The organism is Pararhizobium sp. LjRoot255, from assembly GCF_964252905.1.
Lineage (GTDB): Bacteria > Pseudomonadota > Alphaproteobacteria > Rhizobiales > Rhizobiaceae > Pararhizobium.
Genome location: NZ_CAXUPQ020000001.1, coordinates 754,744 through 768,918 on the forward strand (window position 1 = coordinate 754,744; position 14,175 = coordinate 768,918).

Sequence of the window (14,175 nt, forward strand, 5' to 3'; positions counted from 1 at the left end):
GACGGAAGCGGCATATGCACAGACTGAAGACTGAGATCAGTAGCTGCCTCGGGACAGGCAGACGGCCGGAATTGTCTTTGCAACGATGACGACATCGTTGATCAGCGACCAATTGGTGACGTAGTGCGTATCGAAGGCGATCCGTGCAGCATAGGAAACATCGTTGCGGCCGCTGACCTGCCACAGGCCGGTCAGGCCGGGGCGTGACTTCAGATAGTAGACGGCCGAGTTTTCATAAAGTTCAAGCTCGTCTTCCACGACGGGACGCGGGCCGACAACGCTCATGTCACCGCGGATGATGTTGAGGAGTTGTGGAAGCTCATCAAGGCTCAGTTTGCGCAGAACACTACCAACCACCGTGACGCGCGGGTCGTCCTGCAGTTTGCGGGTCGCCTGCCATTCCTCATAGGCTTTGGGGTTTTTGCGCAGATGGTCCTGCAGAATCCTGTCTGCGTTCGGCGCCATGGTGCGGAACTTGAGGCATTTGAAGAAGCGGCCATTGTGACCGACGCGGCGGTGTCCATAAAAGACACTCCCCCCGTCCGAAAACTTCACCAGGGCCATGAGAAGCAGAAAAATCGGACTAAAGACGACGAGCGCCAGAGACGCTGCAGCGATGTCGAACCCCCTCTTTGATATTCCCCCTATCGGCCGGTGTGCCCCGGCTTCGATGGTCGTAAAATACGGCGAACTTGCCGATCGAGTCGCAGACTTCATGGGAGGTAACTCCATTTGCGTTGGCGATTGGTCGGGTCCCCTTGGGGCGCATGGCATCAATTACACGAGGGAGTGTAGAGGCAGATTTTGTTTTTTAAAGGCAGATTTCATGCCGCATTTCGCGTCACAGCAGGTCCGCTCTTAAGTTAAAAAGAAATATACGATTATTAGTCGATAATTCCCCATCATTTCGTCATAAAATCAAAGCTATTTATAGACTAAAATCACGATAGACTGAAAATATCAAGAGAATAGATTGTAATTTATTCTTTTTTAAAGCGATTTAGTGGTCTGATTTATATTTTATTACGCTTAGATATTTTTACATTATACTCAATTTATTCATTTTTTGATGCGCATTTTTTGCAACGCAACATTATTTTGCACTGCACATGTTTTTATTAAAAACAGCTAATTTTGTAACAAAAGTTGACCAATTAAGCTGTTTTTCCGCAATCTCTAGGTATTTAAATCGCGCAAATCATCCTCTGATTGTATCGCCGGAAGGAAGGTCGGCGGAAATGTGGCTAAATCCTGTTTCGTGCACTGATTTGCAGGCCGTCGCACGCAGCAAGCGATGCAAGGTGGCCGACGGGCGTGTCGTCGTGTCCGATGACACCAAAAATGTTCCAGCTATCGCGCAATCTACAGATGAATTTAAATGCGAGCTAAGATTTGATGCGATAAATGGTTCTGACAAAGATGAAACATAGTGTCCCGGCAGCGGTTGAATCTGCAGCCCACGTTCGATATGTTAATAATCGCCTAAGAGGAGAAGGTGTTTTTTCCATGATGCGCGCAAATCAAGACGTAGCCTTGAGGGTGTCCTGATGTTTGCACCACGTGTTTTTGTCAGCATGTTGGGTTGCTTGGCCGTTTTTGCCATCGCGACCTACTTTTTGACTGGCTCGGCCTGGACCACGGCTTGGCAGACATTGGTCTGCGCCGTTCTGTTGCAGGCCGGATACTTCGTCGCCGTCGTGGCGCTCGTGACAAGAGAAGGCAGGGGTCGCCGGAAAGTGACTCGGGGCCATTCGGCGGCCTCCACATCGGCCGGAGACGACAAAGAGCCGAAAACCCTTCGCGTTCCTAACAATCCGCGCCACTTCAACTCCTGAACGCGCTGATAAACTGCGCCTGAGTTCCTATTTCCGGTATCCTTTTGCAGAGCGCGAAGACGGCAAACCCTTCGCAAGTGCAACATCGTGCCTTGTCGCCTGTTCAAAGCCGGCCTAGTTTCGGCATGACAGCGATAGAGGAAGATAATCATGAAACCGAATGCCGATGTCTGCGTCATCATAGCCGCGAAAAATGCGGCCGAGACGATCGGGCGCGCGATCCAGTCAGCGCTGGCGGAACCTGAAACCGCGGAGGTGATCGTCGTTGACGACGGCTCGAGCGACGGCACTGCGGATGTTTCCCGGCAAGTGGACGACGGTACCGGCAGGCTGACCGTCGCAAGCTTCGACATCAACAAGGGACCGGCTGCTGCCCGCAATCACGCCATCTCGCTCTCGAACGCGCCGGTGCTTGCGATCCTCGATGCCGATGATTTTTTCTTTGCCGGCCGACTGAAAAACCTTCTGTCGCAGACGGACTGGGATTTCATTGCCGACAACATAGCCTTTGTCGACGAGGAACGGGCATCGAGCGCGCATCTGGTGCTTGAAGCCTTCCCGGCCGCGCCGCGTACGCTTGATCTCAGCGAATTCATCGAGGGCAATATCTCAAAACGTGGTGTGCGACGCGGCGAGATCGGATTTCTTAAACCGCTGATGCGGCGTGATTTTCTGGACGCGCACAAGCTTCGCTATCAGGAAAGCCTGCGGCTCGGCGAGGACTACGACCTCTACGCCCGCGCGCTGACGAAGGGCGCGCGCTACAGGATCATTCACAGCTGCGGCTATGGCGCGGTCGTCCGCGGCAATTCGCTGAGCGGCAGCCACCGCACAATCGATTTGAAGCGGCTCTACGAGGCCGACAGGGCAATCCTGTCGCAGACCGGCCTTTCCGACCAGGCAAGAGCGCTGATCAGCCGGCACGAGCGCCATATTCGCGGACGATACGAGCTTCGGGAATTCCTCGATATCAAGCGGCAATCCGGCCCGAAGGCCGCCCTGCTCTACGCGCTCGGCAAGCCAGCCGCGATCCCGGCGATCGCCGGTGGCATCCTTGCCGACAAGACCGAACGTTTTCGCCGGCAGCCTGAAGCGGCGCCGGTGGCGCTTGGCGGATCGGGCGCGCTGCGCTACCTCCTGCAGCCGCCATCAACTGCAGCCTGAAGCTGGCATCGACGGCGGCTCGATCGTCAAGGCCGCGGCTTATAAATAGGCGCGGCGCACGCTGTCGATAACGTCCAGAAAGCGCTCCTTGCGCTCCGCTAGAACATGATCGGCGCTCAGCTGCGGCGTGGCGCGTGCCGCCTGCCACAGCGACAGGGCCGATGGCGCGGCGAGCAGCTGCTTTGCGGCAACACGCAGCGAGGTCTGCGTGGGGTCGCGCACCGCGACCATCGCACTGTCGTCGATCTGCCGCTTGTTCGGGTCTTCCAACGCGGGTTGCCGGGCGTCGAAGCCGATGCCCCAGAAGCGCGCGCCCTTGGCGATCGCTTCGGCACGGGTCGATACGGGGACGTGACGCGGACGATAGGTAACGCCGACGGTCTCAGCCCAGTCGTTCCATTTGAAGCTGTTGATGCTGTTGGATGTCGTAACCGCTACCCATGGCACGCGAAACGCGTCGGAGAGAATGGCGCCATGCATCGATTCAGCGATGATCAGTTCCGATTGGGCGATCTCGCGAATGACCTCCTTGGCGTCACCGCGCGGGTCGATGTAGTGCAGGCCGACGGTTCCGCAAATGACTGGCCATATGCCGGCAGCCGCCGATTCCCAGTGGGGAACGAAGCTCTTCTTGTGCTTCTTCGGCAGATTTTTGAATTCGGGCATTTCGGCAACCATGACGGCCGGGTCGATGATGCCGAGTTTTGGATCGATGCCCACCTTCTGCGCCGTCAGAGGACCGCGCACGCAGCGGATGTCCCATTCGCGTCTATCGCTCATATCCGGCAGGGTGCCGTAGCCGAAGCCGCTTCCCAGCACCAGCTTGTGCCGGCCCTCCGGCAGGAGCGCGCGATTGAGGACCGTACCGACGCCGACGAGAAGGGTTTCCGTGTGGACTTCGCGAAAGCCCGGGATCAAAAAGTCCCATAGCCACAGATTGAGGTCGTCGCCGAAGTTTCCGTGCTGCGATTCCCAGTAATAAGGGTCCATGACATCTCCTGTGTGCATCGCCAAGGGACTTGAAAGGACACGACATGCCTCAGGCAGTCGCGCACGTCAGTGTGCGCAGCAAAAAAATGCTGCATCTGCGAAGGCTAACGTGATAATTTGCCGACGGCAAGCTGAAGCGCACTTTGCAACAGTCTCGGATCGCGCCAGACCCAGCGTGCGAGCAGATTGAACTGCGGCATCTTCCGCCGCTTGACCCGACGCGCCTGACTCCAGAGAGCCTGTTTCCTTGCGGTATGCTTGTAGGAGTGGATGGAAGCGGCTTCCGCTGTCTTGCGCGGAAATCGCCCCTCCAACGTATCGAGTGCAACCCAGGTGTTGAATTGCTGCGAGAGAAACTGCGGAGAATCACTATCGATACTGTGGAAGATATTGACACCCTCGCCCCGTACCGCGCCAGGGTCGCTGCAAAGGACGACCCGCTCGGCGGTGATCGCGCAGTCGCAAAAGAACAGGACATCTTCCGCTGCCAGACGAAGCTCCGCTTCAAAGCGAAGGGCCTCGAACAGTTTTCGCCCGATAACCATGCAGGACAGGTGCAGGAAGCTCCAATCCCGGAGCATGACCTTGGGGAATTCGGGAACTTCAAGAACCAGCGGGCTCTCGGAAAGCCGGATGACAGTCTCGGATTTCTGCAGTTCGGCCACGCCGAAATGATAGTAAAAGGCGTCTCCGCCGGTGATCGAAGCCCAGTAGCAATCCGATCCGAAACGTGTCATCGCGTCGTGGGCGTTCCTGAGATGATCCTTGATCCAAAGGTCGTCGGAATCGAGAAAGGCGACAAAATCCGTTTGCGCCGTAACGTTGTTAAGGCCCGTGTTGCGCGCTCCGCCCGGCCCGGCGTTCGGCTGTTTGATCACCTTGATGCGCGCGCGCTGCTCCTGCGGCAGGCTGTCGAGATCGATTTCCACCGGGAAGGGAGACTGATCATCGACGATGATGATATCGAAATTCTGGTAACTCTGCGCGAAAACGGACTCCAGCGCCCGTCGCAGAATTCCAGCCTGTTTCTGGTAGTAAGGAATGATAACCGTAAATTTCGCCATCTTTTCGTCCTTGCGGTTTGTCTAGAAGATGTTGCTGGTTTCCTCCCTCAGGCTGCGCCCTGCCCCAGCGCCACTCCTCTGCCTTGATCCTCCCATCGACACATAGGATTTACGCCATGCCCCCTAGAGTGAACGTCAAATCCGTCACGAGCAATGTCGGTTGGAGCATTTTATCCAAGACAAGCACATTCGGGCTTAAGTTTGTCACCGTGCCGATTCTCGCCCGTATTCTCACGCCGCAGGAGTTCGGTGCCGTTGCCGTGGCGCTCACCGTCGTCCAGTTTCTCGCCATGATCGGCGGCGCCGGACTGACTTCGGCCCTGGTCATTCAGCGGGAAGAGGAAATGGAAACCGTCCATTCCGTCTTCTGGGCAAACTTGGCGATTTCCTGCCTTATGGCGCTTGGGCTCTATGTCTATGCGGATTTCTTTGCGGCCCTGCTTGGCGCTCCCGAAGCCGCTTACCTTTTGAGAATCATGAGTTTTCTCATCCCGCTGCAACTCGGCGGGGATGTTGCCTATTCGCTGCTCGCCCGGCGCATGAACTTCAGCAAGGACGCCGTCTGGAGCATGGTCTCCGAATCGCTTGGTGCCGTCGTTGCCGTTATGATGGCGCTTCTCGGCTGGGGCGTATGGGCATTGATCGCGCAGCTCTTCGTCTCCGCCGTCGTGCGCCTTTGCGGCCTCTATACAGTCTCGCACTATATGCCGCGCTTCGTTTTCCACCCTCGCCGGGTCGTCGGATTGAGCCGTTTCAGCCTTGGCATGATGGGCTCGGAAATCGCCAACTTCATCACCTTCCAGTCACCGATGGTGATCATTTCGCGCTATCTGGGCCTTGCCGATGCCGGCGCCTATTCGGCCGCCAACCGCTTTGCCAGCATTCCGAACCAGGTCGTGCTTTCCGCCGTCATGGGCGTTCTTTTCCCGGCTTTCAGCGGCATGATGGATGACAGGCAGCGCCGGTCGCAGGCGTTGATGTTCAGCACCCAGGTGACGACCGTATTGCTCGCTCCGATGATGTTCGGCCTCTGGGCCCTCGCTGAACCTTCGATGCGTGTTCTCTTCGGCCAGCAGTGGGCTTATGCCTGGCCGGTGCTGGGGCTGCTTGCGCTTTCGAAAGGCATTCTGACGCCTTGCAGCACCTTCATTCCCTACTTGAAGGGCGTGGGGCACGGCCGCGCGCTCTTCTGGTCCGCCGTCATTCGCGCGATTGCTACCTGCGCGGCGGTCGCCTATGGCGCAAGCACCGGTACGCTCGTCGATGCGATGATCTGGCTTTGCATCGTCAATGCCGTAACGCTGGTCGCCTATTCCTGGGCGGTCTTTCGCGCGGACGGGACACCCTTCATCAAAGGCCTCTATGTCAGCAGCCGCCCCATGCTGATGGCGCTGGTGATGGCGCTCCTCGTTCGTTATCTGCTCGAGACTTTCGATCCTCTCTTGCCAAATCCGGTGCTGCAGCTCGTTGTTGGCGCGGTGATCGGCGGGCTTGTCTACACCGTGTTTGTGGCCCTTACGGAACGGTCGCTGCTTAAAAAGATCTACGAACTCGTCAAGAGCAGGCGTCGCAGAACCGAAGCGGAAAACACCGGAGCGTGAACTCTGCGAATGCATCGCCGCAGGGTTGTGGGAGCGCCTTATTTCGGGACACATCCGGACCGAGCAGAGCGATCTCATAAACCTTGACGTGCAAAATCGTGTATTTTTGAATAAAATTTTTCCGGCAGAAATATATGCCGAGCGGCTCTTATCGGAATATTCGCATATTCTTCAAACCGCTGTGACTCGACCATTTTTCGGAAACATCGGGGCAAAGATTGCTCCCCGGATGGGTATTTTTTTCGTCTCCAAACCGCGTGCATTGCAGCATGACAGGTCATTTTTCTGCTGCGGTGCCATATTTTTTGACCCGCACTGCCCTATCTTCCACGACGCAGGTTCAAGTCTGCTCTGGTTGAAACGGCCGCTTTGGGGGGAGTGGCCCAAACAGGGGATGTCGTCTTGGTTATCGACGCGAACATATCATCGCGGATCAATCTGATGCGCATCTTGCTCATCTCGGGGATCGTCTTTGTCCACGTTCCCTATGATCCGCAGACCAGCCCATTTCTCGGTACCAATGGCTTCATCGACTGGATCCGTGTTTTCCTGGGAGATAGTATTTTCCGCGTCGGCGTTCCGTGCCTGAGCGCGATTTCCGGTTATCTCCTGTTCCGCCGCGGGCTTGATGCCTTCGACTACGGCAAGACGATCCGCTCCAAGGCGCGGACGGTTCTCCTGCCGTTCCTGATCTGGAATCTCGCTTTCCTGGCATTCGTCTATATTGCAGAGGGAGAGGGCATAGGCTTCGGCTATCTTCCGGATGCGATCAATGCGGCGCCGCGCGAGTTGGCGACCCTTGCCTTTGCAAGCGAAGCGCCGCCGATCAACATTCCTCTCTATTTCCTGCGCGACCTGCTTCTCTGCATCCTGCTTGCGCCGGTTCTCGGGCAGCTGATCAAGCGATACCCGCTTGCGACGCTGGCGATTTTCTTCATCTATGCCGTCTTCCCGATCCCCAACGGCATTTTCCTGAAAAAATCGATTCTGTTCGGCTTCAGCTGCGGCATCTATGCGAGCCTCCACAAGATCGATGTCCGGATGCTGGACCCGCATGCGGAGAAAATTTCTGCGCTGTTTCTGACGGCTGCCGTATTGCTGGCGACCGCACTCTATTGGACCGGCCCGGATTTCCCCGCAGTGATCGACATCCTGCGCAACCTGACGGCGATCTGCGGCATTGTCGGTTCCTGGGCAATTTCGGCGATCCTGGTGCGCTCACGCCTTGGCATGCGGCTTTCCCAGACGGAAGGTCTCAGTTTCTGGATCTTCTGCGGCCACTACCCGCTGCTGGTCGGCTTCTGGATGTTCTGGAACAAGGCGGCGGAGCCGGAGCTCTACCCGCTCTTCTATTTCTCAACGCCGCTTCTTGCCCTTCTCATTCTCATCGCCTCGCACAATGCGGCCAAGCGCATGACGCCACGGCTGCACGCTGTCCTGACCGGCAGCCGGGCGGGCCGGCCCGGTTCCGCGCCGAAGCGCGCGACGCAAAGCGGAGCGAACCAGAAGGGATGGCCCGAAACCTATTCCGCAGAGGAAAAAGCGACACGATGACAAAACCGACCTCGAAAACACTGGCGATTCTTGCCGTTCTTTCCGCCAGCCTTCCTGCGGTCGCCCTTGCACAAGGGGCGAACACAGGGACATCCTTTGTCGAGAATTTCGACAAGATCGATCGAAAGATCTGGTACGTTTCGGACGGGTGGGACAATGGTGCCCACCAGAACTGCACCTGGTCGAAGAAACAGGTCACGGTTCAGAATGGCGTGCTCGAACTGGCCTTCGAACAGCGCAAGGCCGGCAAGCGGGACTATGTCTGCGGCGAGATCCAGACCCTGAAGCGCTTCGGCTACGGCACCTATGAGGCGCGCATCAGGACCGCTGAAGGCTCAGGCCTGAACTCCGCCTTCTTCACCTATATCGGACCGACCGACAAGAAGCCGCACGACGAGATCGACTTCGAGGTCCTCGGCAAGGATTCCGGCAAGGTTCAGGTCAACCAGTATATTTCGGCCAAGGGCGGCAACGAGAAACTGGTCGATGTCGAGGGCGGCGCGAATGCGGCGTTCAACGATTACGCCTTTGTCTGGGAAAAGGACCGCCTGCGGTATTACGTCAACGGGACTTTGGTCCAGGACGTTACCGACCCTGCGAAAATCCCCGTCAACGACCAGAAAATCTTCTTCAGTCTCTGGGGTACCGACACCTTGAGCGACTGGATGGGCAAATTGGACTACCAGGGGCCCGCGAAGATGCAGATCGACCGCTTCGCCTTCACAGGGCCGGATGACAAGTGCCAGTTTCCAGAATCCATCACCTGCAAGCTTGATTAAGTCTTATTCGCACTCGCAATATCAATGTTGCGACGCACAAAAAACTGAACTAGGCTCGGGCTAAGCTGAGCGGAAAACAGGAAGTTTTCATGCTGGACGTATTGTACCTGGCACATGATGTGGCGGACCCGGCCATCAGGCGCAGGACCCTGACGCTTGAAGCAGGTGGCGCCAAGGTGACAGTGGCGGGGTTCCGGCGCGGTGGGGACACTCCGTCCGCAGATGGCGTCATCGAGCTTGGCATCACCAGGGACGGAAAGTTTGCGCAGCGGATCGCCGCGGTGGGCAAGGCTGCGATGGTCCTTGGCGGCAAGCTTCGCGGGGTCGCCAGGCCCGGCATCATCATTGCCCGCAATCTCGAGATGCTCGCCCTTGCCAACAGGGCGAATGCGATTTTCGGCGGCGACATCCCGATTGTCTACGAATGCCTGGACATTCACCGTCTCCTGCTGCGCAAGGACTTCGCGGGCAGCACCCTGCGCGCTGCCGAGCAGTACCTCGGACGCAATGTCAGCCTGCTGGTCACCAGCTCGCCTGCCTTTATCGAGAGTTATTTCCGGCCGATCTCGCAACTGAGGGCCCCGACGCTGCTTCTGGAAAACAAGGTCATAGACCTTGGCGACGGCACGGCAGCAAAACCTTCCTTGCCCCGGCCGCCCGAGCCCGGCGCACCTTGGAAGATCGGCTGGTTCGGTGCCCTGCGCTGCCGGAAATCCCTGAAACTTCTCGCGGAATTTTCGCGCGCCGTGGACGGAAAGTTCGAGATCGTGTTGCGCGGCCGGCCGGCCTATTCCGAATTCGACGATTTCGATGGTTTCGTGAAGAACGAACCCTTCATGACGTTTCACGGGCCTTATAAAAACCCCGAGGATCTCGCTGCCATCTACCATGAGGTCCATTTCTCCTGGGGCATCGACTTCTTCGAGGAAGGGCTGAACTCCAGCTGGCTGTTGCCGAACCGCCTCTATGAGGGATGCCGGTATGGGGCGATTCCGATTGCCATGAGAGGCACGGAGACAGCCCGCTTCCTCTCGGCAAAACACATCGGCCTGTTGCTGGACTGTGCCGAAAGCGCCGAGCTTGCCCGCCTTCTGGCCGACATGGCGCCGGCGCGGTACCTCACAGAATTCGACCGTGTTGCCGCCACCGGCTCTGAGAGTTGGGTCTTCGACAGGGCCGACTGCCAGCGGCTCGTCAACCGGCTCTGCGCCCTGCACGCCAACGACGCACATCCCGCATTGATGCAAGAGCCTTCCCAAACGCAAAGCAATAAGGGTGGACTGCTATGAAAGCCGATGATCTGAAACATGGCCGCAGCCTTATCGTTATTCCCTGCCTCAACGAGGCCAAGTATATCGAACCCCTGATCGCCAGGCTCGCAGGCGCCATGCAGGACCTCGACGCCGATCTCGTCGTGGTCGACGGCGGAAGCACCGACGGCACGCGCGATATTATCCAGCGGATCGCCGGCGTCAATCCGAAGGTCAAGCTGCTCGACAACCCGAAGAAAATCCAAAGCGCAGCCGTGAACCTCGCGGTCGCGACTCTGGGTGCGAACTACGACTACATGATCCGCATCGATGCGCATGGCGAATATCCGGTGGATTATTGCCAGCGCCTGATGGAAGACGCGATCGCGACCGGCGCCGACTCTGTGGTGGTCGCTATGAAGACCATCGGCATCAGTACGTTCCAGAAAGCCACGGCCTTCGCGCAGAACTCCAAGCTTGGCAATGGCGGTTCGAAGCACCGCACGGGTGCGGCCGGCCATTGGGCGGATCACGGCCACCACGCGCTGATGCGGATTTCCGCCTTTCAGGCCGTCGGCGGCTATGACGAAATGTTCAGCCATAATGAGGACGCGGAATTCGACTATCGCCTGCACAAGGCAGGCTACAGGATTTGGATGACCGACAAGACGAGCATGATCTACTATCCACGCAGCACGGCCGGAACGCTGTTTCGCCAGTATTTCGGCTACGGCCGCGGGCGCGCCAAGAATTTTCTGAAGCATCGCGCAATGCCGAGCATCCGTCAGATGCTGCCGCTTGCTGTGGTGCCGGTCGCAGTCGGCGCCCTGCTTGCCGTGATCAATTGGGCCGCGGCCATTCCCTTCATTCTTTGGGCCGCCGCATGCCTTGGGTACGGCGCCTGGATGGCGCTGGGGCAGAGGAACCCTTATGGGCCGCTCGCTGCAGTTTCCGCCATGGTGATGCATTTCGCCTGGTCGGCCGGGTTCTGGCGCGAGCTTCTCGACGTCCGCAATCGACGGGTCGCCTCATGACAATGCAGATGGACCGGAAAGAGCCCCTTCTTCGCATCGACGTCGGTGTGTGCACCTATCGGCGAACGGAGCTTGAGCAAACCCTGCGATCGCTGGGCTCGATCGCCGTTCCCGAGAACGCGGAGATCCGCATCATCGTGGCGGATAATGACGAGGTACCGAGCGCCGAAGGTCGCGTGAACGCCTTGCGCGCCTTGGTGCCGCACCAGATCGTCTATGTGCATTGTCCATCCTCGAACATCTCGATTGCCCGCAATGCCTGCCTCGATAATGCCACTGGGGATTTCCTTGCCTTCATCGACGACGATGAGACCGCCAGCGAAGACTGGCTCGTCAGGTTGATTGAAACGGCAGAGGCGACCGAGGCGGATGTGGTGCTCGGCCCGGTCAAGGCCGTCTACGACCAGGACGCGCCGCGCTGGATGCGCCGGGGCGATTTTCATTCGACGTTCCCGGTCTGGGTCGGCGACCGGATCATCACCGGTTACACCTGTAACGCCCTTCTGCGTCTCGCAGCGCCCTCCCTCGCCGGACGGCGCTTCAGCCTGGCGCTCGGCCGCAGCGGTGGAGAGGATACCGAGTTCTTCACGCATATGCACCGGATGGGCGGCACGATCGCCTATGCGCCGGCGGCCTGGGTTCAGGAACCTGTGCCTGCGAAGCGCGCAGCCTTTTCATGGCTCGCCAAGCGCAAATTCCGCTTCGGCCAGACGCATGGCCGCCTGATCGAGGCGGGATCCAGCCTGGCGGGCAAGATGCGCCAATTGGCGCTTGCCGCGGCCAAGAGCGGTTATTGCGCGCTTGCCAGCGCCGCCTTCCTCTTCTCCCCGGTTCGCCGGAACCAATATATCCTGCGTTCCTCAATGCATGCCGGCGTCTTTACCGGGCTCCTCGGCATGCGGGAAATCGAGCAGTACGGCGCCGCGGAGGTCAGTTCGTCCTGATGGAACATCACCCGCAAGCGACATTCGTCCTGGCTGCGTTCAAAGCGCGCGACACGATCGAGCGCGCCATCGACAGTGCACTGGCCCAGACCGGGGTCAGCGTCGAAGTCATCGTCATAGATGATTGTTCGCCGGACGACACGGCCGATATCGCCGGCGCCTACACCGATCCGCGGGTACGGCTGATCCGGCTCGAGAAAAACCGCGGTCCCGGCGGCGCGCGCAATGCGGGCCTTGCGGCCGCACGCGGAGACTGGATCGTCATCCTCGATTCCGACGATGCGATTTCCCCCGGCCGCACGGCACGGATGATTGCGCGGGCGAAGCGTGCGGATGCACAGATCGTCGTCGACAATATCGATGTCATCACTCTGGATGGGGAAACGAAGAGGATGTTTCAGGAAGCAGAGCTCTCCAAACTGGAGACGCTGACGCTTCCGGCCTTCATCGGGTCAAACGTGCTGTTCCAGTCCGAACACAATTACGGCTACATGAAACCGATCTTCGAGCGCCGCTTCCTGGAAGAACACGCCCTTCGCTTCGACGAGACCTTGCCAATCGGCGAGGACTACATGCTTCTCGCGTCGGCCCTTGCCAAGGGCGGCCGCTGCGCCGTCGAGCCGACGGCCGGCTACACTTATTACATCAGAACCGGGTCCATCTCCCGGGTGCTGAAGCTGCATCAGGTGGACGCGATGCTCGCAGCCGATGCCGAGTTTCTCAAAAACCACCGGCTGGACGAGGCATCGACGGCCGCCCAGCACCGCCGCCACCGCAGCATCGAGGATGCACGGTCGTTCATCATCCTCGTCGATCAGATCAAGGCCCGGGCCTTTTCCGAGGCGGTGAGAACCGCGTGGAGAAATCCGGCGGCCATTCGGCATCTGCGCATGCCGATCGCTGTCAGGCTGCGGCGCCTCATGGCACCGTTCAACGCACTTCGCGCTTTCGGCACTCCGCCGAAAACGATGAGTAGAACCACCCCGGGCAACAGCCCGCACAAAAGCAAAGGATAGTTCTATGGCTCCTGTCAAATCCGTTCGCAAAGCCGTTATCCCCGTCGCGGGAAACGGCACGCGGTTTCTGCCCGCAACCAAGGCTATGCCGAAGGAAATGCTGACCATCGTTGACAGGCCCGTCGTGCAATATGCCGTCGAGGAAGCAATGCAGGCAGGCATCGAGCACATCGTTTTCGTGACGGGTCGCAACAAGCAGGCGATCGAAGATCACTTTGACGACGTGCCCGAGCTGATTTCGTCGCTGAAGCGATCGGGCAAGGATGCCCAGATTTCCGAGCTCGCGCGCATGCTGCCGGCTGCCGGCTCCGTCAGCTTCACACGCCAGCAGGCGCCGCTTGGTCTTGGCCACGCGGTCTGGTGCGCCCGCGATCTGATCGGCGACGAGCCGTTCGCGCTGCTTTTGCCCGACATGATCTCCTATGGCGCCCGTGGCTGCATGGCCGGCCTGATGGACCTCTACAACGACGTCGGCGGCAACGTCGTCGCCGTCGAGGAATGCGCGCCGGAGGAAACCTCGAAATACGGTATCGTCGGCATGGGAGCCAAAACACGGCATGGCTTCGAAGTCACGCAGATGGTCGAGAAGCCGCCTGTGTCGGAAGCGCCGTCGACCTATTACCTGAATGGCCGTTACATCCTTCAGCCCGAGATCTTCTCGATCCTCGCGCACCAGCAGCGCGGCGCCGGCAATGAGATCCAGCTGACCGACGGCATGCTGCGCCTTTCGGTGACCCAGCCGTTCCACGCCCATCCTTACGAAGGCCGGACCTTCGATTGCGGCTCCAAGCAGGGCTTCATCGAGGCCAACGTTGCCTTTGCACTTGCACGTGCAGACATCGGCAATCTCGTGTTCGAATCCGTTCGCGAGATGGTGCTGTCGCACGAACGGACAATTCAGGCAGCATAAAAATGACGATTTTCCGGTGGCTTAGCACCGGGGA

At 58.7% G+C, this 14,175-nt stretch carries 13 protein-coding genes; 10 read left to right on the forward strand and 3 right to left on the reverse strand.

All coding sequences use genetic code 11. The annotated features are described in order from the left end of the window. Positions 1–36: 36 nt before the first annotated feature. Positions 37–717, reverse strand: coding sequence for a sugar transferase (locus tag ACSQ2W_RS03805; protein WP_436085060.1), 681 nt, complete (start codon positions 715–717; stop codon positions 37–39). A gap of 830 nt (positions 718–1,547) precedes the next feature. On the opposite strand from ACSQ2W_RS03805, the gene ACSQ2W_RS03810 reads away from it, so the two are divergent. Together ACSQ2W_RS03810 and ACSQ2W_RS03815 are read left to right on the forward strand one after the other, a co-directional pair. Then, positions 1,548–1,835: an exopolysaccharide production repressor protein gene (locus ACSQ2W_RS03810; protein WP_436085061.1), complete on the forward strand. Its 288-nt coding sequence runs from the start codon at positions 1,548–1,550 to the stop codon at positions 1,833–1,835. A 150-nt stretch (positions 1,836–1,985) separates the two neighbouring features. Beyond that, a complete protein-coding gene (locus ACSQ2W_RS03815; protein WP_436085062.1) occupies positions 1,986–2,999 on the forward strand; it encodes a glycosyltransferase family 2 protein in 1,014 nt (337 codons plus the stop codon). Positions 3,000–3,038: 39 nt separating this feature from the next. Here ACSQ2W_RS03815 and ACSQ2W_RS03820 read toward each other — a convergent pair whose 3' ends face one another. Both ACSQ2W_RS03820 and ACSQ2W_RS03825 read right to left on the reverse strand, forming a co-directional pair. Continuing rightward, positions 3,039–3,989, reverse strand: coding sequence for a polysaccharide pyruvyl transferase family protein (locus ACSQ2W_RS03820; RefSeq protein WP_436085063.1), 951 nt, complete (start codon positions 3,987–3,989; stop codon positions 3,039–3,041). 104 nt (positions 3,990–4,093) lie between these two features. Further along, entirely contained in the window at positions 4,094–5,053 is a 960-nt protein-coding gene (locus ACSQ2W_RS03825; protein ID WP_436085064.1) for a glycosyltransferase family 2 protein, read from the reverse strand. 116 nt (positions 5,054–5,169) lie between these two features. Here ACSQ2W_RS03825 and ACSQ2W_RS03830 point away from each other — a divergent pair, with 116 nt between their 5' ends. The 8 genes from ACSQ2W_RS03830 (at position 5,170) to ACSQ2W_RS03865 (ending at position 14,141) form a co-directional block, all read left to right on the forward strand. After that, positions 5,170–6,654 (forward strand): lipopolysaccharide biosynthesis protein, encoded by a 1,485-nt coding sequence (locus ACSQ2W_RS03830; RefSeq protein WP_436085065.1) that lies wholly within the window; start codon positions 5,170–5,172, stop codon positions 6,652–6,654. Between the two features lie 441 nt (positions 6,655–7,095). Continuing rightward, positions 7,096–8,208 (forward strand): acyltransferase family protein, encoded by a 1,113-nt coding sequence (locus tag ACSQ2W_RS03835; RefSeq protein WP_436085066.1) that lies wholly within the window; start codon positions 7,096–7,098, stop codon positions 8,206–8,208. Continuing rightward, complete coding sequence (locus ACSQ2W_RS03840; RefSeq protein ID WP_436085067.1) at positions 8,205–8,987, forward strand: family 16 glycosylhydrolase; 783 nt, start codon at positions 8,205–8,207, stop codon at positions 8,985–8,987. The genes ACSQ2W_RS03835 and ACSQ2W_RS03840 overlap by 4 nt, the downstream gene beginning before the upstream one ends. An 89-nt stretch (positions 8,988–9,076) precedes the next feature. Next, complete coding sequence (locus ACSQ2W_RS03845; protein WP_436085068.1) at positions 9,077–10,276, forward strand: glycosyl transferase family 1; 1,200 nt, start codon at positions 9,077–9,079, stop codon at positions 10,274–10,276. After that, a complete protein-coding gene (locus ACSQ2W_RS03850; RefSeq protein ID WP_436085069.1) occupies positions 10,273–11,271 on the forward strand; it encodes a glycosyltransferase family 2 protein in 999 nt (332 codons plus the stop codon). The genes ACSQ2W_RS03845 and ACSQ2W_RS03850 overlap by 4 nt, the downstream gene beginning before the upstream one ends. After that, positions 11,268–12,215 (forward strand): glycosyltransferase, encoded by a 948-nt coding sequence (locus ACSQ2W_RS03855; RefSeq protein ID WP_436085070.1) that lies wholly within the window; start codon positions 11,268–11,270, stop codon positions 12,213–12,215. Before ACSQ2W_RS03850 ends, ACSQ2W_RS03855 begins: the two co-directional genes overlap by 4 nt. Next, on the forward strand, positions 12,215–13,231 hold the full coding sequence (locus ACSQ2W_RS03860) for a glycosyltransferase family 2 protein (protein WP_436085071.1): 1,017 nt from the start codon (positions 12,215–12,217) through the stop codon (positions 13,229–13,231). The genes ACSQ2W_RS03855 and ACSQ2W_RS03860 overlap by 1 nt, the downstream gene beginning before the upstream one ends. Positions 13,232–13,235: 4 nt before the next feature. Beyond that, positions 13,236–14,141 carry a UTP--glucose-1-phosphate uridylyltransferase gene (locus ACSQ2W_RS03865; protein ID WP_436085072.1) on the forward strand — a complete coding sequence of 302 codons (906 nt, stop codon included), beginning with the start codon at positions 13,236–13,238 and terminating at the stop codon, positions 14,139–14,141. Positions 14,142–14,175: the final 34 nt, after the last annotated feature.

What these genes read in the sequence shown, in the direction of transcription:
- ACSQ2W_RS03860 (WP_436085071.1), top strand. Translation starts at nt 12,215, where the DNA reads ATGGAACATCACCCGCAAGCGACATTCGTCCTGGCTGCGTTCAAAGCG.
- ACSQ2W_RS03865 (WP_436085072.1), top strand. Translation starts at nt 13,236, where the DNA reads ATGGCTCCTGTCAAATCCGTTCGCAAAGCCGTTATCCCCGTCGCGGGA.
- ACSQ2W_RS03845 (WP_436085068.1), top strand. Translation starts at nt 9,077, where the DNA reads ATGCTGGACGTATTGTACCTGGCACATGATGTGGCGGACCCGGCCATC.
- ACSQ2W_RS03835 (WP_436085066.1), top strand. Translation starts at nt 7,096, where the DNA reads ATGCGCATCTTGCTCATCTCGGGGATCGTCTTTGTCCACGTTCCCTAT.
- ACSQ2W_RS03805 (WP_436085060.1), bottom strand. Translation starts at nt 717, where the DNA reads ATGAAGTCTGCGACTCGATCGGCAAGTTCGCCGTATTTTACGACCATC.
- ACSQ2W_RS03825 (WP_436085064.1), bottom strand. Translation starts at nt 5,053, where the DNA reads ATGGCGAAATTTACGGTTATCATTCCTTACTACCAGAAACAGGCTGGA.
- ACSQ2W_RS03850 (WP_436085069.1), top strand. Translation starts at nt 10,273, where the DNA reads ATGAAAGCCGATGATCTGAAACATGGCCGCAGCCTTATCGTTATTCCC.
- ACSQ2W_RS03810 (WP_436085061.1), top strand. Translation starts at nt 1,548, where the DNA reads ATGTTTGCACCACGTGTTTTTGTCAGCATGTTGGGTTGCTTGGCCGTT.
- ACSQ2W_RS03840 (WP_436085067.1), top strand. Translation starts at nt 8,205, where the DNA reads ATGACAAAACCGACCTCGAAAACACTGGCGATTCTTGCCGTTCTTTCC.
- ACSQ2W_RS03830 (WP_436085065.1), top strand. Translation starts at nt 5,170, where the DNA reads ATGCCCCCTAGAGTGAACGTCAAATCCGTCACGAGCAATGTCGGTTGG.
- ACSQ2W_RS03855 (WP_436085070.1), top strand. Translation starts at nt 11,268, where the DNA reads ATGACAATGCAGATGGACCGGAAAGAGCCCCTTCTTCGCATCGACGTC.
- ACSQ2W_RS03815 (WP_436085062.1), top strand. Translation starts at nt 1,986, where the DNA reads ATGAAACCGAATGCCGATGTCTGCGTCATCATAGCCGCGAAAAATGCG.
- ACSQ2W_RS03820 (WP_436085063.1), bottom strand. Translation starts at nt 3,989, where the DNA reads ATGGACCCTTATTACTGGGAATCGCAGCACGGAAACTTCGGCGACGAC.